This window comes from Sphingomonas sp. NY01 (genome assembly GCF_038809135.1).
GTDB lineage: Bacteria > Pseudomonadota > Alphaproteobacteria > Sphingomonadales > Sphingomonadaceae > Sphingomonas > Sphingomonas carotinifaciens.
Map to the genome: position 1 here is coordinate 1,724,598 of NZ_CP101722.1, position 24,086 is coordinate 1,748,683.

Sequence of the window (24,086 nt, forward strand, 5' to 3'; positions counted from 1 at the left end):
GAACCCTTTCTTTTGCGGTTCGCAGCTTAACCCCGTCAGTGGAAACGAGGTTCCATCGTGGTCGCAATTGCCCTGAACGCGTGTGCGAGATACAGCCGCCCGCGACCACACGGGCATTTTTAGGAGCTTCGTTACGTGACCGCAATCATCGACATCCACGGGCGCCAGATCCTGGACAGCCGCGGCAACCCCACCGTCGAGGTCGACGTGTTGCTGGAAGACGGCAGCTTCGGACGCGCCGCCGTACCCTCGGGCGCCTCGACCGGTGCGCACGAAGCCGTTGAAAAGCGGGATGGGGACAAGAGCCGGTGGATGGGCAAGGGTGTCGATCAGGCGATCGATGCGGTGAACGACGAGATCGCGCAGGCGGTGATCGGTCTGGACGCCGAGGACCAGGCCGATCTGGACCGCGTGATGATCGAGCTGGACGGCACCGAGAACAAGGGCCGGCTGGGCGCGAACGCGATCCTGGGCGTCAGCCTGGCGGTGGCCAAGGCGGCGGCCGAGGCCCGTGGCCTGCCGCTTTATAAATATGTCGGCGGCGTCTCCGCCCATCTGTTGCCGGTGCCGATGATGAACATCATCAACGGCGGCGAACATGCCGACAATCCGATCGACTTCCAGGAATTCATGATCATGCCGGTCGGCGCTTCCAACATCCTGGAAGCGGTGCGCTGCGGGTCGGAAATCTTTCACACGCTGAAGAAGGCGCTGCACGACAAGGGTCTGGCGACGGGCGTGGGCGACGAGGGCGGTTTCGCCCCCAATATCGCATCGACGACCGACGCGCTCGACTTCATCATGTCGGCGGTCGAAAAGGCCGGGTACAAGCCGGGTGACGACGTGATGCTGGCGCTGGACTGTGCCGCGACCGAGTTCTTCAAGAACGGCAAGTACGACATTTCCGGCGAGAACAAGATCCTGTCGAGCCATGAGATGGCCGAATATCTGGCCGACCTGACCCGGCGCTATCCGATCCTGTCGATCGAGGACGGCATGGCCGAGGATGATTTCGAGGGCTGGAAGGCGCTGACCGACCTGATCGGCGACAAGGTGCAGCTGGTCGGCGACGATCTGTTCGTCACCAACCCGAAGCGCCTGAAGCAGGGCATCGAGGACGGCCTCGCCAACTCGCTGCTCGTGAAGGTCAACCAGATCGGCACGCTGACCGAGACGATGGAAGCGGTGTCGATGGCGCACCGCGCGCGCTACACCGCGGTCATGTCGCACCGTTCGGGCGAGACCGAGGACGCGACGATCGCCGATCTGGCGGTCGCCACCAACTGCGGACAGATCAAGACGGGCAGCCTGGCGCGCTCGGACCGGCTCGCCAAGTACAACCAGCTGATCCGTATCGAGGAGGAACTGGGCGACTCGGCGCGCTACGCGGGCCGTGACGTCCTGTTCACGCAATAAGCCACTTGATCCGGGGCGGCGGGCGCACGAAAATGGCAGGCGTGAAGAAGCCGTCCCCTTTCCGCAAGACGATGCGCCGGGCCGCGTGGCCGGCGCTCGGGCTGACGTTGATCGCGTTTTTCGGCGCCTATGCGGTGCTGGGGCGCAACGGTCTGCTCGCCTATGGCGACTATCAGCAGCAACTGGCGAAGCGCGAACGCTATTATGCGACGCTGGACCAGAAGCGCACCGTGCTGAAGAACCGGGTGGCGCTGCTCGACCCCGATCACGCCAATCCGGACATGGTGGACGAGATGGTCCGCAAGGAACTGAACGTCACGCACCCTGACGAGGTGATCGTTCCGCTGAAATGACAAAGGGCCGGCAGCGATGCCGGCCCTTTTATCGTCAGCGACCCAGGAAGGTCAGCAGGTCCTGCGTCAGCCGCTCGCCATGCGTGACGTTCAGGCCGTGCGGGGCGCCGTCATATTCCACCAGCTGCGCGCCCGGAATGCCGGCCGCCGCGGCACGCCCCGACGGATCGATCGGCACCGTCTGGTCGCTGGTGCCGTGGATGATGAGGGTCGGCACGCGGAACGACGCCAGATCGGGGCGGAAATCGGTGTGACCGAACGCTTCGGCACAGGCCAGGGTCGGCTTCAACCCGCCCTGCATCGCCACCGCCGTGGCCCAGTCCAGCGCGTCGTCGCTGACCGGGCTGGTCAGGTATCCGACGCCAAAGAACTGCTTGAAGAAGGTGTCGCGGAAGAAGTGCGGGCGGTCGTCCTGGATGCCCTGCGCGATCTGCTGCAGTGTCGATTCCGGCACGCCGTCGGGATTGTCGTCCGTCTTGAGCATATAGGGCACGACCGAGGCGACCAGTGCGGCGGCCACGACACCCTTGCCCTGATGGCGGCTCATGTAGCGGGCGACCTCGCCGCCACCCATCGAGAAGCCGACCAGCGTCACGTCCTGCGTCGCACCCGTCGCTTCCAGCACGTCGGCCAGATCGTCGGCCAGCGTGTCGTAGTCATAGCCGGACCAGGGCTGGCCGGACCGTCCGAAGCCGCGCCGGTCATAGGCGATGGCGCGGAAACCGGCATCGGCCAGCGCCATCATCTGCGGGTCCCACATATCCGACGACAGCGGCCAGCCATGCAGCAGGACAACCGGGCGGCCCGATCCCCAGTCCTTGACGTAGATGTCTGTCCCGTCGCGGGTTTTCACATAGGGCATGATCGTCTCCTGGCTCCAAAAGTTCGCAGCGCCAACGGATCGAACGATGCCCCGTTCCGGTCGGGCCGGGCTTGGTCCTTTAGCGGACCTGTGCGCCCGGCTGGACGTCGTCGGCTTCCAGCCCTTGCGGGTTGCGGATCGAAGGGCGCAGGCGGGCGAGGCTGCACAGCCCGGCGACTAGCGCCAGTCCGGCGGCGATCAGCGCGGGGCCGCCGCCGCTGCCGATGCCCATCGCCAGAAGGGCCGCGACCAGCGTGGCGCCCGTCGTCTGCCCCACCATGCGTGTGGTGGAGATGAGTCCTCCCGCCGCCGCTGCCCGCTCCCGCGGGGTAGAGCCGATGATGAGGCGGGCGTTGGGGGACAGAAACATGCCGAACCCCGCGCCGCACAGTGCCATTCGCCATGCGACATCACCATAATCCGGCTGGGCGGGCAGGAAGGCGAGCAGGCAGAGCGCGCCGATGGCGATGGTCATGCCGATGCCACCGAGCAGCCCGGCGGGATAGCGGTCCGAGAGCCACCCGGCCAGCGGTGCCACGATCATGGTGGTCAGCGGCCACGGCGCGATCATCGCCCCGACCTCCGACGGAGACAGGCCATAGGCGTGCTGGAGGCGGAAGGGCAGCGACAGGAGCAGCGTCATCGATGCGACGAACGCGGTGAAGGCGCCAAGCGTGGACAGCGCCAGCACCGGTCGGCCGAGCAGATCGACCGGCAGGATCGGCGCGATCTCGCCCCGCTCGCGGCGGATGAAGATGACGCCGGTGAAGATGCCGAGCGCGACGATCGCGGCGGACACGATCGGACTGTCGCCGTGCACGGCCGTTTCCAGGCCGCCGATGATGAGCCCGAACATCGCGGCGCACAGCACGCCGCCCAGAACGTCGAACGGTTCTTCCCCGCGAGGCGGCTCGGGCAAGGCGCGGCCGAGCACCAGCGACAGGATGGCGAACGGCACCGCGCTGGCGAACACCCAGGGCCACGGCGCGACGCCGAGGATCAGGCCGCCGAGCGTCGGCGCCAGTGCCGCGGAACTGGACACCACGACCGAATTGACGCCCAGCCCGCGGCCAAGCTGGCGGGCCGGATAGATCGACCGGACAAGCGCGGAGGACACGCTGAGCGCCGCCGCCGCCCCCGCTGCCTGCGCGACGCGCACCACCAGCAGGAATGGCAGGCTCTTGGCAAAGAAGCACAGCACGGTGGCGACGGTGAAGACGAGTTGCCCGGTCTGATACATCCGCTTCAGCCCGATCCGGTTGCCCAGGCCCGAAAAGGGCAGGAGCAGCATGACCAGGGTCAATTGATAGACGGTGACGACCGACACCGCCGCGCTGGACCCGACGCCCAGATCGCGGGCGATGGTGGGTAGCGCCACAGTGGCGATCGCGCCGTCGATCACGACCAGTGCCGTACCGGCAGAGATCGCGGCGATCGCAACGAAGCGGCGGGGAGTGGGCAGGCCATCGTGCATCATGACGCCCTTAACCCATTGCCGGGCAACCGGGTGCATTGCATCGACGGAAATACGGCGCCACAACTGACCCATTGTGCCGGTAAGGAGATTTTGATGCGTGGTTGGCGATTTCTGGCAGCGGCGAGCCTAATGACGGGCATGGTGGCGGGCAACGCCGGTGCGGCCCAGACGGCAGCGGCGAACGATCCGTATATCTGGCTGGAAGACAAGGACGGCGCCAAGGCCCTGGCCTGGGTGGAAGCAGAGAATGCCAAGACGCTGCCCCGGTTGCAGAACGATCCGCGTTACCAGACCTTCTACGCCGAGGCGCTGGCGATCGCGTCGGCCAAGGACCGTATCCCGATGCCCGAGCAACTGGCGGGCAAAATCCTGAACTTCTGGCGCGATGCGGATCATCCGCAGGGGCTGTGGCGCTGGACGAGCGAGGCGGACTATGCCTCGGCCACGCCGCGCTGGACGACGTTGATCGACCTGGACAAGCTGAGCCAGGCGGAAGGCAAGAAGTGGGTCTGGAAGGGGGCGAGCTGCCTCCAGCCGGAGGAGCGGCTGTGCCTGATCGCCCTGTCCGAGGGTGGCGAAGACGCGATCAGCTACCGCGAATTCGACCTTGAGGCGGGACGGTTCGTCGAGAACGGCTTTGCCTTGCCGACCTCCAAACAAGGTGCGGCATGGCTGGACAAGGACACGCTGCTGGTCAGCCGCGACTGGGGCGCCGGCAGCATGACCCAGTCCAGTTACCCGTTCGTCGTCAAGATGGTGAAGCGCGGCCAGCCGCTATCCGCCGCGACCGAACTGTACCGCGGCGCGCCGGGTGACCAGTTGGGCACCTATGCCGGGGTGATGACCGATGCCAAGGGCAACAAGCTGGTGCTGATGCAGCGGCGCCAGGCATTTTTCGGCGGCGACACCTCGGTATGGACCCCGGAAGGGGGCACGAAAAAGCTGGACATTCCGGCCCGGGCCCATGTCGTCGGCATGATCGATGGCCGCGTGATCTTCGAAACGAGCGACCCTTGGGGATCGATCGCGCCTGGTACGGTCGCCTGGGCGCCGCTGGCCGAGGTACAGCGCGGAACCGTGCGTCCGCAGGTGTTGTTCGCGCCAAGCGCGACGCAGGCGGTGCAGGGTGTCAGCACGACGCAGAACCGCGTCATCGTGACCTATATCGACAACGTACAGGGCCGCGCGAGCGTCTTTGCGCCCAGCGGTACGGGCTGGACGTCGCGTGCGGTGGCGGTGCCCGAGAATGTCAGCATCAGCGTGGCGTCCACGACCGATCGCAGCGACCATGTCTTCCTGGCGGTGAACGGCTTTACCACGCCCACCACGCTGTCCACCTTCGACGCTGCGGGCAATGCCGCGCCGCGCACGATCAAGAGCCTGCCGCCGCGCTTCGACGCGCAGGGCGTTGCCGTTCACCAATATCAGGCGACGTCGAGCGATGGCACCAAGGTGCCCTACTTCGTCGTTCTGCCCAAGGGTGTGAAGCTCGACGGCACGACGCCGACGCTGATGACCGCCTATGGCGGTTTCGAGATCGCGCGTCTGCCGACCTATCTGGGGTCGACCGGCAAGATGTGGACGGAGCGGGGCGGTGCGTTCGTACTCGCCAATATCCGCGGCGGCGGCGAGTTCGGGCCGAAATGGCATGACGCAGGCCGCAAGACCAAGCGCCAGATCATCTATGACGATTTCGTCGCGGTGGCGAACGACCTGACCGCGCGCAAGATTACCAGCCCGCAAAAGCTGGGCATCTATGGTGGCTCCAATGGCGGCCTGCTGATGGGGGTCGAGTTCACCCAGCGGCCCGATCTATGGAAGGCGGTGACGATCCAGGTGCCGCTGCTCGACATGGTGCGCTATGAACAGATTGCCGCTGGCTCCTCCTGGGTCGATGAATATGGATCGGTAGCCAATCCGGCAGAGAAGGCGTTCCTGGAGAAGATCTCGCCCTATGCAAATATCCGCAGAGGGGTCGCCTATCCCGAGCCCTATATCTGGACCACGACCAAGGACGACCGCGTCGGCCCGCAGCATGCCCGTAAGTTTGCGGCGCGGCTGGGAGAATATGGTCTTCCCTATCTGTTCTACGAGGACACGGCGGGTGGACATTCGGGCGATGCCGACATTGGGCAGGGCGCCCGGTTGCAGGCGCTGCAGACCACCTATTTCGCCCAAAAGCTGATGGGGCCGGCAACTGCCGGGGCGGCCACCGCAGCCCGGTAGCCTGTTTGCGAAAGCCTTTATGGCCCCGGGTATGGCCGGGATAAGAGGAACAGGGGAACAGCGCCGCAAGGTGCAGTTCCCCTGATAAAGGAGCGGGGCGCATGTCGGTGGATGCCGGACAGCCAGAGCGACCCCGCCCACCATTTCTGTGGCATCAGGCGTGGAGTGCCGCCGCCAGTTGCGCCTTGGTCATCCTCGATCGGCCGGGCACGTTCCGGCGCCGGGCCTCCTGATACAGTTCTGCCTTGCTGTGATGATCGCGGAACGGCGCGGTCTTTGCGGCGATGTCCTCGGGTTGGGCGGAGAATTGCTTGCCCTTGGCGCGATCGGCCTTTTTGCGCGCGGTGGTGCGGCGATATTCCTCGTCCGATAGCGAGTCGCGTGCAGCCTTGGGCAGATAGCGCTCACCCGTGTCGCCGCTCTTGTTGCCCGACTTCGTTCCCCAGTCTTCCTGGGTCCATTGGTGCAGGCTGTTGTCCGCGTCGGGCTTGCCCTTGTAGGTGCCGCCGCGCTTCTTGTACGCGGCAACCGCCATCTGCGCCTTGCGGGCGGACCATTCGCCTTTCCGGCCGCCCTTGGCGCCGGCGGTGATCTCGGCCTTGACGGTTTCCCACAGATCCGGGTCGGTGCGCTCGGCGGTGTCGGTCATGGCGGATTGAACCCGCACGACACTCGTGCGTTCCGCCGCCTTGATGCGGCAAATGTTACGCATTGGTCTTGCTGCATTGCAGCGATGCGGGCAGAAGCGAGGGCATGACCGACATGACGACGATCGAGCGCAGTCCGGCAGAGCCGGCGGCGGGCGCTCCTGCGATCATCTTCGAGGCGATCGTGAAGCTGCGCGCGGTAGCTGCGACCTATAATCGCGGGGACGTGACGCTGGCGCCGCACGCCATCTATACGCGGCACGGCGAGCTTTACGTCGACGCGACCACGCTGGAGCGCGACGGGCGGCCGCCCAAGGAGGAGAAGCTGGGTACGTTCAAGCTGGCCGGGCTGGGGGCGTTGCGCCTGACGCCGCGCCGCTTCACCACCAGTTCGCTGTTTCTGGCGCATGATTCCAAATATGCCGGCGTGCTGCTGATGGCGGTCGAAGCCAGCTGATCACACGGCGGCAATAGTTTCAATTCGGACGTAAACCATTGCCGCAAGGCCCTTTCGGTCCTATGCCTCTTGTCGGTGCGGGGGAGCACGGGGGCAAGGGCCGTTGAGTGGTGACACACGCCAAGCTGTAACCGCATGGCCGGACAGGGCCACGATCGCCCATATCCGGCCCGTCGAAACCGTCCTGGGGCCATTTTCTGCGTGGCCGCCCGAATTGCAGAGCGCGGCTGGCATGGTGCTGACCATGGGTGTGCCGGCGGCGCTGGTGTGGGGCGCCGGGTTGGTCACGATCCACAATCCAGCTTTTGCGCAACTGATCGGCCTCGATGCGAACGGGCAGGCTTTCGACGCCATATGGGCCGGGCACTGGCCTGGCTGTGCCGCCGTTGTGGAGCGGGTGCGGCGCGGCGAGACGGTGAAGGGAGATGATCGCCCGATCGCCTTGCACCGGGACGATGCGGACGAGGTGGCGTCCTGCTCCTATGCGTGCAGCCCGGTTCGCGATGCGAAGGGGCAGGTGGCCGGCTTCATCGACATCCTGATCGAAACATCCGAAGCCATGCGGGCACGGGCCGAAATGGTCGTGCTCAACCGCGAACTGGGGCATCGGCTGAAGAACACGATGGCGATGGTCGGGGCGATCGCGTCGCAATCCTTGAAAGGCGTGGTCGAGCGCGAGGCCGTGGAAATCTTCCAGGCGCGCATCGTGGCCTTGGGCCATGCCCATGACGTATTGTTGCAGGAGAATTGGGCGGAGGCGCCGATCGAGACGGTGGTCGACACGGCGTTGAAGCTGCATGACGACAGCGAGCGCTTCGCCGTTACGGGCGCGCCGGTGCAACTGGGATCGCGCGCGGTATTGTCGCTGTCGCTGCTGCTTCATGAGCTGGCGACAAATGCGGTGAAGCATGGCGCGCTGTCCGTGGCGGGCGGCCATGTCGACCTGAGTTGGCGGGTGGATGGCGAGGATCTGTGCCTGGACTGGATCGAGCGCGACGGACCAGCGGTGGTCGCGCCGGCGCGCGGCGGCTTCGGCTCCCGCCTGATCGGCATGGGGCTGGTGGGCACCGGGCATGTCGAGCGCCACTTCCATCCCACGGGTTTTGCGGCACATTTCCGTGCCCCTTTGGTACAGGTACAGCAGACGTAAAGCTTGAGGCGGGTAGCGGGCGGACCCTACACCGCTACCGAATAGCCATGACCATGTCCGCCATCCCTCCTGTGATCCTCGTCGTGGCAGATCAGCCCCTGCTGACCCTTGCTGCGGTGGATCTGGCGGAACAGGCGGGGTTCATGGTGGTGACGGCTCGCGATGCGCAGGATGCCGTCGCGCGGCTCGGCGAGCGGAGCGATATCGGCATCGTGCTTGCCGATCTGGACCGGCCGGGCAGGGCGCGTGGCGCCGAACTGGCCGCCGTGATTGCCCGGCAATGGCCGGCGATACGCGTTCTTGTTCTCACCGATCGCGTCGATCAGGTGCCGGGCGATAAGGCGACACCGACGATCATCCGGCCCTGTGCGGACCGGGTGATCGTGGCCGCATTGACGGCGCTCAGCGGCAGCGGATCTGCCGGTTCTGGTCGATAGACCGCCCCGCCAATGCACCCGCAGCGCCGCCCAGTAACGTTCCCACCACCCGACTGCGCCCGCCATCAATGACATTGCCGAGGATGCCGCCGGCGGCACCACCGACGATCAGTCCGGTGGTGCCGTCGGAACGGCGGCAATAATAACGCCCGTCGGTACCGGCATAGACGCGCTCGTCCGATGACAGGGTACGCTCCCGGTAATTGCCGCTGCGATAGTCGGGCGCCGGATCGTAAAAGGGTTCGTCCCCGTCATAGCCATCGGCTGGAATGGCCGGCGCCGCGCGGTAGCCGCCGGGCCCGGCCTGCGACTGGTATCGCCCATCGTCCCGCGCACCGGGGAACTCCCGGTAATCGTCACCCGTGCGGCGCGACTGATACAGATCCACCTCTTGCCGGTAGCGCTGATATTCGCGGTCGAAACGCTCCTGCGCGGCGCGGAAGCGGGCTTCATCCGACGCGCTTTGGGCGGCGGCTGGCGTCACGGCAGCGACCAGGGTGATGGCGAGCAGGAGCGAGGTCTTCATGGGTGCGGTCCTCTGGCGCCCGACGGCCGGGCGACCAGAGCGATACGGACTGCCATCGATACGGTTCCTGAACGACGCTCAGCCAGGTGTGACGAAGCTGTCCATCACCCGCTTGCGACCGGCCTGCTCGAAATCGATCTCCAGCTTGTTGCCCTCGATCGCGGCGATCACCCCATAGCCGAACTTCTGGTGGAAGACGCGCTGGCCCAAAGAAACGTCGCTACGCCCCTTGTTGCCCAGGCTGACCGCGCTGGCGCGGGCCTCCACGATCCGCTGCGGCTTGGTGGAGAAGGTCGAGTTGGTGGCGGCGGCGCGCTGCCAGCCGGGTCCGCGACCGGTGCCGCGCGAAACGTCGGCAAAGGGATCGGCATGTTCGGTCCAGTTGGCACGCCACAGGCTCTCGCCACCCGACATCGTCGTCTCCGCATCGATATGCTCGGGCGGCAGTTCGGCGACGAAGCGGCTGGGCAGGCTGGATGTCCATTGCCCATAGATCCGCCGATTGGCCGCATGGAGGATCGTCGCCCGGCGCCGCGCGCGGGTGATCCCGACATAGGCGAGGCGGCGTTCCTCCTCCAGGCTGCGCGTGCCACCCTCGTCCAGCGCGCGCTGTGACGGAAACAGGCCTTCCTCCCAGCCCGCGAGGAACACGGTGTCGAATTCGAGACCCTTGGCCGCGTGCATCGTCATGATCGTGATCTGCGGCTCGCGCGCGGCGCCCTCGGTATCCATGACCAGACTGACATGGTCGAGGAACGCGCCAAGCGATTCGTAATCCTCCATCGCACGGACGAGTTCGGACAGGTTCTCCAGCCGGCCGGCGGCTTCGGCCGACTTCTCGGCCTGCCACATCGCGGTGTAGCCGCTTTCATCGAGCAGCTGGCGGGCCAGTTCGGCATGGGGCAGATCGCGTGCCATGTCGCGCCAGCGGGCGATATCGCCGACCAGATTGCCGAGCGAGCGACGCGCCTGCGGCGTCAGTTCGTCGGTATCGAGGATCCGCGCGGAGGCGATGGTAAGCGGCACGCGTTCGGCGCGGGCAAGCTGATGGATCTTGGCCAGCGCCTTGTCGCCCAGCCCTCGCTTGGGGACATTGACGATGCGCTCGAAAGCCAGGTCGTCGGCCGGTTGGTTGACGACGCGCAGATAAGCGAGCGCATCGCGGATTTCGGCACGTTCGTAGAAGCGCAGGCCCCCGACGATCCGATAGGGCAGGCCGATCGCGATGAACCGGTCCTCGAACTCGCGGGTCTGATGCTGTGCGCGGACGAGGATGGCGATATTGTCGAGCGAGGTGCCGTCCCGGCGTGCCGCCTCGATCTCCTCGCCGACCCGGCGCGCCTCCTCCGGCCCGTCCCAGACACCCAGCACCCGAACCTTCTCGCCGACATCGAGTTCGGTCCACAGCGTCTTGCCGAGGCGCCCACCATTGTTGGCGATCACGCCGGACGCGGCGCCCAGTATGTGGGGGGTCGAGCGGTAATTCTGTTCGAGGCGGATGACCTTTGCGCCCGGAAAGTCCTTTTCGAACTTCAGGATGTTCTCGACCTGGGCACCCCGCCACGAGTAGATGGATTGGTCATCGTCCCCGACGCAGGCGATGTTGCGCCGGGCCTGGGCCAGCAGGCGCAGCCACAGATACTGGACGCTGTTGGTGTCCTGATACTCGTCCACCATGATATAGCGGAAGCGCTGCTGATAGGCTTCCAGCACCTCGCGGTTGGTGCGCAGGACGGTCAGCATGTGGAGCAGCAGATCGCCGAAGTCGCAGGCATTCACCGCGCGAAGCCGCGTCTGATATTGTTCGTACAGTTCGCCGCCGCGGCCATTGGCGTAGCGCTCGCTCTCCCCGGCATCGACGTCGCCGGACGTGAGGCCCTTGTTCTTCCATTCGTCGATCAGGCCGGCGAGACTGCGCGCGGGGAACCGCTTTTCGTCGATATCGGCCGCGATGATGAGCTGTTTCAGCAAGCGCAATTGATCGTCGGTGTCGAGGATGGTGAAGTTTGACTGAAGCCCGACCAGTTCGGCATGGCGACGCAGCATCTTCGCGCCGATGGCGTGAAAGGTGCCCAGCCACGGCATTCCTTCCACGGCTTCACCGACAAGACGGCCGACCCGCTCGCGCATCTCTCGCGCCGCACGGTTGGTGAAGGTGACGGCCAGGATTTCCGACGGCCACGCCTTGCGCGTGTAGAGCAGGTGCGCCAGCCGCGCGGTCAGCGCCGCGGTCTTGCCGGTGCCCGCGCCGGCCAGCATCAGCACCGGACCATCGGTGGTCAACACCGCCTCGCGCTGCTGATCGTTCAGGTTGCGCAGATAGGGCGGATCGGCGGGCGTCGGCTGCGGGAGACTCATCGGCGAACAGGTAGGGAACGACGCGCCAAGGAGCAAGCGCGACCGACACGTCACGGCGCTGACGCATGATCGTAGCGGGCGCGCAACGAATCGCATCTAATGGCGTCGCGGTGTGCCGATGACCGGGCGTGAAGGCCGGCAGAACAGGCACCATCCACAGGAGCCACCATCATGAATAGCCTTATTCCGACCGCCCTTGCGGCGGCGTTGTTCGCGTGCCTGCCGTCCGCCGCCGTCGCGCAGGATCGTCAGCCCGTGCGCGCCCAGGTGCGTCACGGCGATCTTGATCTTTCCCGTGCCGATCACCGTGCCATGCTGGATGCGCGGGTGCGCCGTGCCGCGCACGCCGCCTGCGGTCAGCAGGGACGCGAGTTGAAGGTGATCGCGGACATCCGCCGGTGCGAAGCGGAGATGCGGCGCGATGGGTCGGTTCAGATCGCTACTCTGGTGGCACGGGCGCCCGTTGCGCTGGCCGGTCGCTGACATCCCGTATCGAATTGGGACGTACCGCTAATCCATGTCATCATTCTGTCACCCAAGGGGCGCAGGCCGCATTCCATGACAAGCATTGCGCTGGATCGTGGGGACGCGCCTGCGTCCACTCACAGGGGGCCCCGGCTGGATGGCGGATGGCATCCGGGGGGACGCTGGGCTTTTCTGGCATTGCTGATCGGCGGGCTGGCCTATGCCGGGGTGAGCGTGGCCGCCGACACGGCCGAGGTGGGCGCGCCCCTGGCGGGCGGCGTGTTCCTGTTTCTAGGGCTGGCGCTGCTGATCGCGCTCGGCTTCGAATTCGTGAACGGCTTCCACGATACCGCCAACGCGGTGGCGACCGTGATCTACACGCATGCATTGCCCGCCCCCGTGGCGGTGGTGTGGTCGGGGGTGTTCAACTTCCTGGGCGTCATGGCCTCGAGCGGGGCGGTCGCCTATTCCATCATCACCTTGCTCCCCATCGACCTGATCCTGCACGTCGGCTCTCTCGGCGGCTTCGCCATGATCTTCGCGCTGCTACTCGCGGCCGTGCTGTGGAACCTGGCGACATGGTTCGTCGGATTGCCCAACTCCTCCAGTCACGCCCTGATCGGGTCGATCCTGGGTGTGGGACTGGCGCATCAGTGGCTGACCGCGGCGCCAGGATCGGGCGTGGACGGCGCGCAGGTGCGCAAGGTGCTGTCTGCCTTGTTGTTCAGCCCGGTGGTCGGTTTCGTCGGCGCGATGTTGTTGCTGCTGGTGATGAAGCGCTTCCTGAAGAACCCGGTGCTGTACCGCGAACCCGTGGGGCAGACGCCGCCGCCAAAGGGCATTCGTGCGCTGCTGATCTTTACCTGCAGCGCGGTCAGCTTCGCGCATGGCGGCAATGACGGGCAGAAAGGCATGGGGCTTATCATGCTGATCCTGATCGGCTGTGCACCAACCGCCTATGCGCTCAACCGAACAATGCCGGAAAGCGCCACCTCTGCCTTTGTGGCGACGGCCGAGGCCGCGGCGCGCGCCTATGCCGACAAGGCGGGCACGACGCTGCCGACCGTCGACGCGGCAAGGGGAACGATCACCGAGGCCCTGCGCCTGAAACACGTGGCGAAACCAGCGGTCTATGCCGGGCTGGCAACGCTGTCCCGCGATGTCGCCGCCCGGATCGACGATTACGGCGCATTGAGCAAGGTGCCCGCGGCGGCAGTGCCGAACCTGCGCAACGACATGTATCTGGTGTTCGATGCGACCAAGCTGGTGATAGCCGATCCCGCCGCGCAGGCACGGTTCACCGCAGCGGAAGTCGCGACGCTGAAATCCTATGACGAGGGTCTGGAGCGTGGCACGCGCTATATTCCATTCTGGGTAAAGGTGACGGTCGCGCTTGCCCTGGGGCTGGGCACGATGGTCGGCTGGCGGCGGATCGTGGTGACGGTCGGCGAGAAGATCGGGAAGACGCACCTGACCTATGGCATGGGTGCGGCGGCCGAGCTGATGGCGGCTTCCACCATCCTGCTCGCGGAACGCTTCGGCGCGCCGGTATCGACGACCCATATCCTGTCGTCCGGCGTGGCGGGTGCATCGGTGGCGAACGGCGCCGGGCTGCAGCGGCGGACGATCCGTAACATGGCATTGGCTTGGCTGATGACGCTGCCCGCGGCCATGCTGCTTTCCGGCTTGCTCTACTGGCTGTTGCTGGGTTTCGTGAGGATTGTCGGCGCCGCGTGAACGTTTGCATCGGCACGGGACTGGGCTAGGCCGGGGGCATGGATAGTCCTGCCTCCCACCGCCGCATCCTGCTCGCCAGTCTGACCGGGACCGCTGTCGAATTCTACGACTTCTATATCTATGCGACGGCGGCGGCGCTGGTGTTCGGGCCGTTGTTCTTCCCGGCATCATCCCCGGCGGCACAGTTGATGCTGTCCTATGCCAGTTTCGGTTTGGCGTTTGTGGCGCGGCCGGTGGGGGCGGTGGCTTTCGGGCATTTCGGGGATCGGGTCGGGCGCAAGTCGACGCTGGTGGCGAGCCTGATGCTGATGGGAGGGTCGACCGTCGCGATCGCGTTTCTGCCGACCCATGCGCAAGCCGGGTGGGTCGCGCCGTTGCTGCTCTGCCTGTTGCGGCTGGGGCAGGGGCTGGGGCTCGGCGGGGAGTGGGGCGGGGCGGCGCTGCTGGCGGTGGAGAATGCGCCGCCGCATCGGCGCAACACCTGGGGCATGTTTCCGCCGCTCGGAGCGCCGGTGGGCTTCATCGCGGCCAACGGTTTCTTTCTGATCCTGGGCCTGCTGCTGACCGACGAGCAGTTCCGCGCCTGGGGATGGCGCCTGCCGTTTCTGGCAAGTTCGGTGCTGGTGGCGCTGGGCTTGTGGGTGCGCTTGCGACTGACCGAAACGCCGGCCTTTGCCGAGGCCAAGGCGGCAGAAGCGCTGCCCAAGGTGCCGGCCGCGACCTTATTTGCACATCACCTGCGTCCGGTCCTTGCCGGCACTGCGGCGGTGGTGGCTTGCTTTGCGATCTTCTATCTCGCGACGGCCTTTGCGCTCGGCTACGGCACGACCGTACTGGGGCATGGACGCGAGGCGTTTCTGGGCGTGCAACTGGTCGCGATCCTGTTCCTGGCGGTAGGCGTGATCGTGTCCAGCGTGATGGCGGACCGGCGCGGGCCGCCGATGATGCTGGCGCTGGGTTTTTGCGGATGTATCGTGGTCGGGCTGGCGATGGGGCCGATGCTCGGGGCGGCGTCGCTGGCGGTCGTCTTCGTGTGGCTGGCGGCGGCGCTGTTCGTGATGGGCTTCGCCTATGGCCCGCTGGGTGGATGGTTGCCGGCGCTGTTTCCGGCGGGTGTGCGCTATACCGGCGTGTCGATGACGTTCAACCTGGGCGGGATCATCGGCGGCGCACTCGCACCCGTCGCCGCGCAGGCGTTGAGCGAGCGCGGCGGGCTGAACATGGTCGGGCTGTATCTGGTCGCGGCAGGTGTGCTGAGCCTCACCGGGCTGGCGCTGCTGCGCCGCTCACCCGTTCAGGCGTAACAGCGTCAGCCGGGCCTTGCCGTGGACGCGGGTGGCGTCGACGGTGTAGCCCGCGGCGGTGACCTCTTCCTGCTTGGCGGTTTCCAGGCTGACCCAGGTGGCGGGACCGATCCAGCCGAGCCGCGCCAGCTTGTCCAGCGCGACGTGGCCCCCACCGGTGCCGTAAGGCGGGTCCATCAGCACCAGATCGAGCGGTGCTGGCGCCTGGCCGAGCGCCAGCACGGAGGTGGCGCGCACATCGGCGCGGACCTCCAGCTTCGCCAGATTGCCGCGCAGCGCATCGAGCGCGGCGCGATCCTGTTCGACGAACAGGCAGGATGCAGCGCCGCGCGACAGCGCCTCGATCCCCAGCGCGCCAGAGCCCGCGAAAAGATCGGCGACTGCCAGTCCTTCGAAGCTGCCCAGCCGTGCGGTGAGCATCGAGAATAGCGCTTCACGCGTACGGTCGGCGGTCGGGCGGGTGGCATCGCCCTTGGGCGCGACGAGCGGGCGACCGCGCCATTGTCCGGCGATGACGCGCATCAGCGGCGCCCCCGCGGTGCGCCGGGACGCGTCGGGCGGCCGGGCCCATGCTGCGGACGATCGCTGCGGCCGCCGGCCGAGGGATGGCGCCCGGTGCGGGCGGGGCCTTCGGGCCGGGATCCGCCGGACCGGGGTCCGCGTGCATCGTCACGCCGGGGGGAGCGATCGGGGCGCGCCGCGGCATCGTCCCGACGGAGCGGACGGGCGTCGTCCCGTCGGGGCGGACGGGCATCGTCGCGGGGCGCGCGGTGCGGGCGATCCTGTCGGCTTCCACCCGGCTGGCGGAAAGGGCGTGCGTCCTCGCGGCGTTCGGGACGCGCTGATCGGTCCGACCGCTGACCTTCCGGCCGGCGCGACGGGCGAGCTTCGTCACGCCGATCGGGGCGCGCCGATCGCTCGGTTCGCGGACCCTCCGGACGGTAGGAGGGGCGGGCACCGTCGCGCGCGCCATATTCGGTTCGCGCGCTTTCCGAGCGGCGTTGGGGACGGGTGTCCTGCCCGCGTTCGGGGCGTGCGGAACGCTCGGTGGGCGCACCCTCCGGGCGGCGCGGGGGACGCGCATCGTCACGAGGCGCGGGGCGGGCGGTGGGACGGGAGGGGCGATCCTGTCGCGGCGCTTCGCGGGTCCGGACAGGGCGCGCATCCTCACGGCGGCCGGGCGTGGGCGCGCGTGCTTCCTCGTCCTCGGGAACGCCGCCCTTCAGGGTCTTGCGGAAGGCGACCAGATCATGCTGCAAAACCTCGCCTATACCCTTGATCGGCAGATCGCCGAGCAGGAACGGACCGTAACGGGTGCGGATAAGGCGGCTGACCTGAAGCCCCAGATGTTCAAGAACGCGGCGGACCTCGCGGTTCTTGCCTTCGGTCAGGGTCATCTCGATCCAGACATTGGCGCCGGTGCGGCGTTCGAGATTGGCGTCGATCGACCCGTAGCGAATGCCGTCGATCTCGATCCCCTCGCTCAATTCCTCAAGCTGGGCCTGGGTGATGTCGCCATAGGCGCGTGCGCGGTATGTGCGCTCTACGCCGGTTGCGGGCAGTTCGAGCTGGCGTTTGAAGCTGCCGTCGGTGGTGAGGAGGAGGAGCCCTTCGGTATTGAGGTCGAGGCGGCCAACGGGGACGAGGCGGGGCAGGTCGGGGGCCAGCGCGTCATAGATGGTCGGGCGCCCGGCGGGATCGCGTTCGGTGACCAGCAGGCCGGTCGGCTTGTGGAAGAGAAACAGGCGGGTCGCCGTGGGCGCATCGACGGGATTGCCGTCCACCGTGACGCCGAACAGATTGCGCAGCAGCGTGGCCGGCGTGTCGATCACGGTGCCGTTCAACGCGACGCGTCCTTCCGCGATCATGCGCTCCACCTCTCGGCGGGAGGCGACGCCGGCGCGGGCCAGCAGCTTGGCGATACGATGTTCGGTGGCACTCATGCGGCGGCTGATACAGAAGTCCGCGCCTGCATGGAAAATATTTGCGTCGTTTCGCCAGACCCACGCGTTAGAAACAGGAACGAAACGAGAAGCGAGTCGTCGGGCAGGATATGGTGTTCGGGCGGAAAAAGCGAAAGATCGTGCGGCTTCTCGTGGTGGAGGACGAGCCATTGGTGGCGTTCGACACCGAGCATCTGCTGTCGGATGCCGCATATGAAATCGTGAAAACGGTGGATACGGTCGCCGGTGCGGTGGACGTGCTGCACGCCGAAGAGGCGATCGACCTCGTACTGGCCGACGTCAGGCTGGCCGATGGGTCCGGGCTGGACGTGGCGCGCGCCGCCCATGCGCGGGGTGTGCCGGTGCTGTTCGTGACGGGTAGTTTCCCGGAGGAGGCGATCGCCTTTGCCGCCGGCTATCTGGCAAAGCCCTATGCGCAGCGCGATCTGCTCAACGCGATTGCGGCGATCGACTCGTCGCTGAGTGGTGAAAGGCCGGGGCGCCTGCCGGCGGGTTTCCAGTTGTTCGCCGTGGCGGTGCCGGCACCCACCAACACGTCGCTTTGAATTCGCGCAAATCCCGCTAGGGTCCGCCCGGACCAGCGGCGGAGTATGTGGACGGATGGAAAGCAGGACCTGGTGGGACGGCGTGCGCCCCTATACGGAGCGGCAGCCGATCGCGGCGTTCCTGCTGGGTATGTCCTCCGGCTTTCCCTATGCGATGATCGGCGCGACGCTGACCACGCGGCTGGCACAGGACGGGATCAACAAGAAGACGGTCACGGCGTTCAGCCTGGCGTTTCTGGTCTATAACCTGAAGTTCCTGTGGGCGTGGATCGTTGACGGCGTGCGCCTGCCGATCCTGAGCCGGTTGGGGCAGCGTGTATCCTGGCTGATCGTCGCGGGGGTGCTGGTGATTGCCGCGGTGATCAATCTCGCCCTGGTCGATCCCCGGGCCGATATTCAGGCAACGGCGGTCGCGGCGATCTTCGTGGGGCTGGCCGGGGCGACGTTCGACATCGTGATCGACGCCTATCGGATCGAGATACTGGAGCCCCGGCAACTGGGCGTCGGATCGGGGATGAGCCAATATGGCTGGCGGATCGGCTCCGCAGGCGCCGGCGCGCTGGCCCTGGTGGTGGCGGAGCGGGCCGGATGGTCGTCGGCCTATCTGGCCTGTGCCATCTTCGCCCTGCCGGCGATGATCACCGGCCTCTGGCTGCGCGAACCGCAACGCTATCGCACGCCCGTCGAGCGGCGCGGCATGGGGGAGGCGATCCGGGCCGTCTGGGGGCCGTTCGTGCAGTTCTTCGCGCGGCCCGGCGCGATCGTCGTGCTGGTGTTCATCCTGGTGCACAAGGTCGGCGACACGCTGGCCAATCTGACGCTGAGGCTGTTGTTCGACGATCTGGGGTTCACCGGTGACGAGATCGCGTTCTACGACGTGTTCGTCGGCTTCTGGGCATATCTGATCGGCATCTTCATCGGCGGCATTCTGTATGCGCGGCTGGGGTTGAAGCGGTCCGTCCTGCTGGCGCTGGTGCTGATGGCGGTTTCGAACCTGAGCTTTGCGGCACTGGCTGCGGCGGGGCATTCCAACCTCGGCATGGCATCGGCGATCGGGTTCGAGAACATCGCGAGCGGCTATGGCGGCGTCGTCGTGATCGCCTATTTCTCCGCATTGTGCGATCTGCGTTTCACCGCGGCGCAGTTCGCGTTGATCTCGGCGGCGGCGAGCGTCGTCGGGCGGGTGGCAACCGGCACGACCGCCGGCGCGCTGGTCGAGCGGTTCGGCTATGTCGACTTCTACCTGCTGACCACCGTGCTGGCGCTGCCGGGCGTGGCGCTGTTCTGGTGGATGAGCCGGTCGGGGCTGGTGGACCGGTCGATCGGCAGTGCGGGCACCGCCGGCGAGGGCGATGCCCGCGAGGGTGCCGCGCCGCTTACATGACGATCGGTCGGCCGTCGTCGGCAAAGGCGGCGGCGACCGCGGCGGCGCTGGCGAGGACGGCATCGACCCGCCGGATGCCGAGCAGGTCGCTCATCAGATAATGCGCCTTTTCCGGCTCAATCTCGACACGGGCGAGAACGGTCAGGAGGGCGGATTCGGCCGGCGTCATGCGGGCGCAGCAGCATGGTGCAATGGCGATCTGGCCGGTGGCGCTGCCGGCCAGATCGGCCATCAGCGTGCGGGTCAGGACGAGCGGGCGACGAAAACCCTGTCCGAAGGCGGTGAACAGCGTGTGGGCGGCACGGGCATCGGCCAGGCCATGTGCGCCCATTCGCCGCATGGCGAACAGCGCGATCCGCGCATTGGGGCAGCCGGGCAAGGCGTGCGGCAGGACGGTGGCGACGGTGGCGGTGGCTTCGGTCATGGCACGACTCCGTGGTGTGGAGGACACCGTCGCGCGTGCGTTATTGCAAGTCAATAGCAACTGTTTGTCAGTCGGGCGGTTGATCGTTCGCGGCGAGCACTTCACCGGCTAGATAGAGGGAGCCGGCGATAAGCGTGGTCACCGGCGTTCCGAAATGAATGGCGATCCGGTCGAGGGCTATCGCCGGATTGGGGGCTGCCTCTGCGCTCAGCCCCAGTATCTGGGCCTGCGCGACCAGATCGGCCGGTGCATGATGGTCATGGTCGGGCACCGGGATGGCCACGACATGCTGCACCTCGGCACCCAGGGTGGCGAGAACCGGGCCTGCATCCTTGTTGGCGAGCATGCCGATGACGAGCGCGGTCGGGCGACCTTCCCGACGCTGGCGCAGCGCACGGGCGACGGGAAGCGCGGCGGAAGGGTTATGCGCGCCGTCCAGCCAGCAGGCGGAGCCGAGCGGCAGGCGGGCGGTCAGCGGCCCATGCTCCAGCCGCTGCATGCGCGCCGGCCAATGCGCCCAGTCGGCGGCGGCGCGCATGGCGGCCTCGGGAATGTTGAGGGCGCCCTGGTGGCGCAGCATGGCGAGGGCGAGGGCGTAGTTGCGGGATTGGTGGGGGCCGGCGAGACGGGGTCTGTTGGCGACGAGCGAGAAGCCGGGTTCGGTGTAGCGCACGGTGGTGCGGGCAGACTGGCTGGTCCAGGCGCGGCGGCGGGCGGCGACGGGGGCGCCGACGGACGTGGCGACATCGGCGACGATGCGGCGGATGGGGGCGGGATAGTCCATAGTGACAAGGGGAACGCCCGCCTTGGCGATGCCGGCCTTTTCGGCGGCGATCTGTTCGAGGCGGTCGCCCAGAAACGCCTGGTGGTCGAGGCCGAGCGCGGCGATGCCGCAGACGGCAGGTGCGGGAATGACGTTGGTCGCGTCGAGCCGGCCGCCGAGCCCGACCTCGACAATCGTCGCGGCGGCCGGGGTGCGCGCAAAGGCGAGGAAGGCGGCGGCCGTCGTCACCTCGAAGAAGCTGGCGCCGATGCCGTCGGCGTGATCCAGAACCTCGGCAAGCAGGGCCGCGAGCGCCTCGTCCTCGATCAGGCGGCCGGCGAGGCGGATGCGTTCGTTGAAGCGGACGAGGTGCGGGCTGGCATAGACATGGACGCTATACCCCGCCGCCTCGATCGCCGAGCGCAGGAAGGCGCAGGTCGACCCCTTGCCGTTGGTGCCCGCCACATGGAAAACGGGCGGCATGTGGTGGTGCGGATCGCCCAGCCGCGAGAGCAGCCGGGTGATCCGGTCCAGCCCCAATATGTCCCCGCCGGGCGACAGCGACCAGAGGCGGTCGAGCTGTTCCTGCACGGCGGGATCGGTGGAGCGGGCATGGTCGGCCATGAGGCCCTCTGGGTCAGGCGGCCCGGGCGGCGGGCGCGAGATAGCCGATCACGGTTGCGAGCTGCTGGCGCAGGTCGCGGCGGTGGACGACCATGTCGATCAGGCCGTGGTCGAGATAATATTCCGAGGTCTGGAAATCATCGGGCAGCTTCTCGCGGATCGTGTTTTCGATGACGCGGCGGCCGGTAAAGGCGAGCGTCGCCTTGGGCTCGGCGATCTGGATGTCGCCCAGCATCGCATAGGCCGCCATCACGCCGCCCGAGGTGGGATCGGTCAGCACGACGATATAGGGCAGGCCGGCATCGTGCAGCATCTGGATGGCGACGGTGGTGCGCGGCATCTGCATCAGGCTGAGAATGCCCTCCTGCATGCGCGCACCGCCCGAGGCGGTGAAGATGACATAGGGGCAGGCATCGGCGATCGCCGCCTCGACCCCGCGGACGAATGCCTCGCCCACGGCCAGGCCCATCGATCCGCCCATGAAGGCGAAGTCCTGTACGCCGACCACGGCCTTGTGGCCGTCGATGGTACCCCGGGCATTGACCAGCGCATCGGCCTCCTGCGCGCCGGTACGTGCGGTCTTCAGGCGATCGGTATAGCGCTTGGTGTCGCGGAACTTGAGCGGGTCCTCGGGCACCTTGGGCGCGGGAAGCTCGTTGCAGCTTCCCTCGTCGAAAATGTGCTGGAAACGCGCCTTGGGACCGATGCGCTCATGGTGATCGCATTTGGGGCAGACGTGGAGATTGTCCTCCAGCTCCTTGGTGAAGATCATCTGCCCGCACCCCTTGCACTTGTGCCAGAGATTGTCGGGCGTTTCCCGCTTGGCGACGAAGGGGATGACGTTGCGTACGCTGTTGAGCCAGCTCATGCGGAAACCTTTCGAGCGGACGCCAGGGCGTCGGCCAGAGACGTGATATAGGCGGTGACGGGCGCGGGCGCATCGGCACCGTGCTGCGCCACCAGATCGACGATCGCGGAGCCGACGACGACGCCGTCGGCGACGCGCGCGACCGCCGCCGCCTGATCGGGGGTGCGGATGCCGAAGCCGACCGCGACGGGCAGGTCGGTCTGCCCCTTCAGCCGCGCGACTGCGTCCTCGATCGAGGCCTGTGCCGCCTGTTGCAGCCCGGTGATCCCGGCGACCGAGACATAATAGAGGAACCCGCCGGCCCCCTCCAGCACCGCAGGCAGGCGCCGTGCGTCGGTGGTCGGCGTTGCGAGGCGGATGGGGGCGACGCCGTGCGCACGCAGCGAGGAGCCGAGCGCCTCGTCCTCCTCGGCCGGAATGTCGACGCAGATCACCCCGTCGACGCCGGCAGCGGCGCAGGCCTGGCCGAACCAGTCGGACCCGCGGCGCAGCATGGGATTGGCATAGCCCATCAACACGAGCGGCACATGCGGGTGACGCGCGCGAAACGCGGTCGCGATGGCGAGGATATGCGCGGTGCGCGTGCCCGCGGCGAGGCTGCGGATGTTGGCGGCCTGGATCGCCGGGCCGTCGGCCATCGGATCGGTGAAGGGCATGCCGAGTTCGATGACGTCGGCGCCCCCGGCCACCAGCGCGTCGAGGATCGCGGGCGTGGCGGCGGGCGTCGGATCGCCCGCGGTGACGAAGGCGACGAGCGCGGCGCGGTTCTCGGCAGCGGCCCTCGCGAAGGTGTCGGCCAGCCGGGTCATATTGCCACCCCGAGCGCGTCGGCGACGGTGAAGATGTCCTTGTCGCCGCGACCGCACAGATTGGCGAGGATCACCTTGTCGCGCGGCATGCTGCGCGCCGCCTTGGCGACGGCGGCGATGGCGTGGCTGGGTTCCAGCGCGGGAATGATGCCCTCGGTCCGGCAGAGAAGCTGGAAGGCGTCCAGCGCCTCCTTGTCGGTGATCGCGGTATAGTCGACGCGGCCGATATCCTTCAGCCAGGCATGTTCCGGGCCGATGCCGGGGTAATCGAGCCCGGCGGAGATCGAATGCGCCTCGGCGATCTGGCCGTCCTCGTCCTGCAACAGATAGGTCTTGTTGCCGTGAAGGACGCCGGGGAAGCCGCCGGCGAGGCTGGCGGCGTGCTTGGCCTCCAGCCCCTCGCCCGCCGCCTCGACGCCGAGCATCTTCACATCGCTGTCGTCGAGGAAGGGGTGGAACAGGCCGATCGCGTTCGACCCGCCACCAATCGCGGCGACCAGCAGGTCGGGCAGGCGGCCGGTGCGTGCCAGCATCTGTTCGCGCGCCTCGCGGCCGATCACGCTTTGAAAATCGCGAACGAGTTCCGGATAGGGATGCGGGCCGGCGGCGGTGCCGATGATGTAGAATGTGTCGTGGACGTTGGCGACCCAGTCACGCATCGCCTCGTTCATCGCGTCCTTCAGCGTGTGCGCGCCGGACTGCACGGGTTTCACCTCGGCGCCGAGCAGCTTCATGCGGAAGACGTTGGGCTGCTGCCGCTCGACGTCCTTGGCGCCCATGTAGATGACGCAAGGGAGGCCGAAGCGCGCGCAGACGGTGGCGGTGGCGACGCCGTGCTGGCCCGCGCCCGTCTCGGCGATGATCCGGGTCTTGCCCATGCGGATGGCGAGCAGGATCTGGCCGATGCAGTTGTTGATCTTGTGCGCGCCGGTATGGTTCAGCTCGTCGCGCTTGAACCAGACCTGTGCGCCCATCCCCTCGGCCGCGCCGGTGCGCAGCGCCTCGGTCAGGCGCTCGGCATAATAAAGCGGGCTGGGGCGGCCGACATAATGTTCGAGCAGGTCGTCGAACTGCGCCTGAAACGCCGGATCGGCCTTGGCTGCGCGATATTCGCGGTCGAGATCCAGGATCAGCGGCATCAACGTCTCGGCGACGTAGCGGCCACCATAGTCGCCGAAATGCCCGCGATCGTCGGGCTGGGCGCGGAAGGAGTTTGGCGCGGTCATGGGGCCGCGCTTTAGCACCATGGCGGCCGGTGTCGAGATTGCATCCTGCGCCGCGCCGGCGGGA

23 protein-coding genes are annotated in these 24,086 nt (G+C 67.2%); 11 read left to right on the forward strand and 12 right to left on the reverse strand.

All coding sequences use genetic code 11. The features are described from left to right. Nucleotides 1-135 precede the first annotated feature (135 nt). The gene (gene eno / locus NPJ82_RS08450; RefSeq protein WP_342657002.1) at nucleotides 136-1,416 is read left to right on the forward strand and encodes a phosphopyruvate hydratase; all 1,281 of its coding nucleotides are present in this window, start codon (nucleotides 136-138) and stop codon (nucleotides 1,414-1,416) included. A 71-nt stretch (nucleotides 1,417-1,487) separates the two neighbouring features. Next, on the forward strand, nucleotides 1,488-1,769 hold the full coding sequence (locus NPJ82_RS08455) for a septum formation initiator family protein (RefSeq protein WP_235904105.1): 282 nt from the start codon (nucleotides 1,488-1,490) through the stop codon (nucleotides 1,767-1,769). Nucleotides 1,770-1,803: 34 nt separating this feature from the next. Here the strand turns inward: NPJ82_RS08455 and NPJ82_RS08460 are convergent, their stop codons facing one another. Both NPJ82_RS08460 and NPJ82_RS08465 read right to left on the reverse strand, forming a co-directional pair. Continuing rightward, complete coding sequence (locus NPJ82_RS08460; RefSeq protein WP_342657003.1) at nucleotides 1,804-2,631, reverse strand: alpha/beta hydrolase; 828 nt, start codon at nucleotides 2,629-2,631, stop codon at nucleotides 1,804-1,806. 79 nt (nucleotides 2,632-2,710) lie between these two features. Beyond that, nucleotides 2,711-4,105: an MFS transporter gene (locus NPJ82_RS08465; protein WP_342658991.1), complete on the reverse strand. Its 1,395-nt coding sequence runs from the start codon at nucleotides 4,103-4,105 to the stop codon at nucleotides 2,711-2,713. 96 nt (nucleotides 4,106-4,201) lie between these two features. Here NPJ82_RS08465 and NPJ82_RS08470 point away from each other — a divergent pair, with 96 nt between their 5' ends. After that, on the forward strand, nucleotides 4,202-6,334 hold the full coding sequence (locus tag NPJ82_RS08470) for a prolyl oligopeptidase family serine peptidase (protein WP_342657004.1): 2,133 nt from the start codon (nucleotides 4,202-4,204) through the stop codon (nucleotides 6,332-6,334). 154 nt (nucleotides 6,335-6,488) lie between these two features. Here NPJ82_RS08470 and NPJ82_RS08475 read toward each other — a convergent pair whose 3' ends face one another. Next, a complete protein-coding gene (locus NPJ82_RS08475) occupies nucleotides 6,489-6,983 on the reverse strand; it encodes a hypothetical protein (protein WP_342657005.1) in 495 nt (164 codons plus the stop codon). A gap of 113 nt (nucleotides 6,984-7,096) precedes the next feature. Between NPJ82_RS08475 and NPJ82_RS08480 the strand changes: the two genes are divergently transcribed. The 3 genes from NPJ82_RS08480 to NPJ82_RS08490 all read left to right on the forward strand — a co-directional run bounded on the left by NPJ82_RS08480 (nucleotide 7,097) and on the right by NPJ82_RS08490 (nucleotide 9,025). Then, nucleotides 7,097-7,438 (forward strand): hypothetical protein, encoded by a 342-nt coding sequence (locus tag NPJ82_RS08480; protein ID WP_342658992.1) that lies wholly within the window; start codon nucleotides 7,097-7,099, stop codon nucleotides 7,436-7,438. Nucleotides 7,439-7,670: 232 nt separating this feature from the next. Then, nucleotides 7,671-8,588, forward strand: coding sequence for a sensor histidine kinase (locus NPJ82_RS08485; RefSeq protein ID WP_342657006.1), 918 nt, complete (start codon nucleotides 7,671-7,673; stop codon nucleotides 8,586-8,588). A 47-nt stretch (nucleotides 8,589-8,635) separates the two neighbouring features. After that, the gene (locus NPJ82_RS08490) at nucleotides 8,636-9,025 is read left to right on the forward strand and encodes a response regulator (protein WP_342657007.1); all 390 of its coding nucleotides are present in this window, start codon (nucleotides 8,636-8,638) and stop codon (nucleotides 9,023-9,025) included. Here NPJ82_RS08490 and NPJ82_RS08495 read toward each other — a convergent pair. Both NPJ82_RS08495 and NPJ82_RS08500 read right to left on the reverse strand, forming a co-directional pair. Then, entirely contained in the window at nucleotides 8,991-9,551 is a 561-nt protein-coding gene (locus tag NPJ82_RS08495) for a glycine zipper 2TM domain-containing protein (protein ID WP_342657008.1), read from the reverse strand. The genes NPJ82_RS08490 and NPJ82_RS08495 overlap by 35 nt on opposite strands. Before the next feature lie 78 nt (nucleotides 9,552-9,629). Continuing rightward, on the reverse strand, nucleotides 9,630-11,909 hold the full coding sequence (locus tag NPJ82_RS08500; RefSeq protein ID WP_342657009.1) for a UvrD-helicase domain-containing protein: 2,280 nt from the start codon (nucleotides 11,907-11,909) through the stop codon (nucleotides 9,630-9,632). A gap of 171 nt (nucleotides 11,910-12,080) precedes the next feature. Here NPJ82_RS08500 and NPJ82_RS08505 point away from each other — a divergent pair, with 171 nt between their 5' ends. The 3 genes from NPJ82_RS08505 to NPJ82_RS08515 all read left to right on the forward strand — a co-directional run bounded on the left by NPJ82_RS08505 (nucleotide 12,081) and on the right by NPJ82_RS08515 (nucleotide 15,415). Continuing rightward, nucleotides 12,081-12,392 carry a UrcA family protein gene (locus NPJ82_RS08505; RefSeq protein ID WP_342657010.1) on the forward strand — a complete coding sequence of 104 codons (312 nt, stop codon included), beginning with the start codon at nucleotides 12,081-12,083 and terminating at the stop codon, nucleotides 12,390-12,392. A gap of 75 nt (nucleotides 12,393-12,467) precedes the next feature. Next, complete coding sequence (locus NPJ82_RS08510; protein WP_342657011.1) at nucleotides 12,468-14,111, forward strand: inorganic phosphate transporter; 1,644 nt, start codon at nucleotides 12,468-12,470, stop codon at nucleotides 14,109-14,111. A gap of 38 nt (nucleotides 14,112-14,149) precedes the next feature. Next, entirely contained in the window at nucleotides 14,150-15,415 is a 1,266-nt protein-coding gene (locus tag NPJ82_RS08515) for an MFS transporter (protein WP_342657012.1), read from the forward strand. On the opposite strand, the gene rsmD is transcribed toward NPJ82_RS08515, so the two are convergent. Beyond that, complete coding sequence (gene rsmD, locus NPJ82_RS08520) at nucleotides 15,398-15,937, reverse strand: 16S rRNA (guanine(966)-N(2))-methyltransferase RsmD (protein WP_342657013.1); 540 nt, start codon at nucleotides 15,935-15,937, stop codon at nucleotides 15,398-15,400. The genes NPJ82_RS08515 and rsmD overlap by 18 nt on opposite strands. Beyond that, entirely contained in the window at nucleotides 15,937-17,283 is a 1,347-nt protein-coding gene (locus tag NPJ82_RS08525) for a pseudouridine synthase (RefSeq protein WP_342658993.1), read from the reverse strand. Before NPJ82_RS08525 ends, rsmD begins: the two co-directional genes overlap by 1 nt. Nucleotides 17,284-17,468: 185 nt before the next feature. Here NPJ82_RS08525 and NPJ82_RS08530 point away from each other — a divergent pair, with 185 nt between their 5' ends. After that, nucleotides 17,469-17,924, forward strand: a complete 456-nt coding sequence (locus tag NPJ82_RS08530; protein ID WP_267348758.1) for a response regulator — start codon at nucleotides 17,469-17,471, stop codon at nucleotides 17,922-17,924. Between the two features lie 55 nt (nucleotides 17,925-17,979). Beyond that, entirely contained in the window at nucleotides 17,980-19,308 is a 1,329-nt protein-coding gene (locus NPJ82_RS08535) for an MFS transporter (RefSeq protein WP_342657014.1), read from the forward strand. Here NPJ82_RS08535 and NPJ82_RS08540 read toward each other — a convergent pair. The 5 genes from NPJ82_RS08540 to trpB all read right to left on the reverse strand — a co-directional run bounded on the left by NPJ82_RS08540 (nucleotide 19,301) and on the right by trpB (nucleotide 24,022). After that, the gene (locus NPJ82_RS08540) at nucleotides 19,301-19,732 is read right to left on the reverse strand and encodes a DUF6628 family protein (RefSeq protein ID WP_342657015.1); all 432 of its coding nucleotides are present in this window, start codon (nucleotides 19,730-19,732) and stop codon (nucleotides 19,301-19,303) included. The genes NPJ82_RS08535 and NPJ82_RS08540 overlap by 8 nt on opposite strands. Nucleotides 19,733-19,799: 67 nt before the next feature. Continuing rightward, nucleotides 19,800-21,119 carry a bifunctional folylpolyglutamate synthase/dihydrofolate synthase gene (locus tag NPJ82_RS08545; protein ID WP_342657016.1) on the reverse strand — a complete coding sequence of 440 codons (1,320 nt, stop codon included), beginning with the start codon at nucleotides 21,117-21,119 and terminating at the stop codon, nucleotides 19,800-19,802. Between the two features lie 13 nt (nucleotides 21,120-21,132). After that, the gene (gene accD / locus NPJ82_RS08550; protein ID WP_149682945.1) at nucleotides 21,133-21,987 is read right to left on the reverse strand and encodes an acetyl-CoA carboxylase, carboxyltransferase subunit beta; all 855 of its coding nucleotides are present in this window, start codon (nucleotides 21,985-21,987) and stop codon (nucleotides 21,133-21,135) included. Further along, a complete protein-coding gene (gene trpA / locus NPJ82_RS08555) occupies nucleotides 21,984-22,796 on the reverse strand; it encodes a tryptophan synthase subunit alpha (protein ID WP_342657017.1) in 813 nt (270 codons plus the stop codon). Before trpA ends, accD begins: the two co-directional genes overlap by 4 nt. Beyond that, a complete protein-coding gene (gene trpB, locus NPJ82_RS08560) occupies nucleotides 22,793-24,022 on the reverse strand; it encodes a tryptophan synthase subunit beta (RefSeq protein WP_112383228.1) in 1,230 nt (409 codons plus the stop codon). Before trpB ends, trpA begins: the two co-directional genes overlap by 4 nt. Nucleotides 24,023-24,086 lie beyond the last annotated feature (64 nt).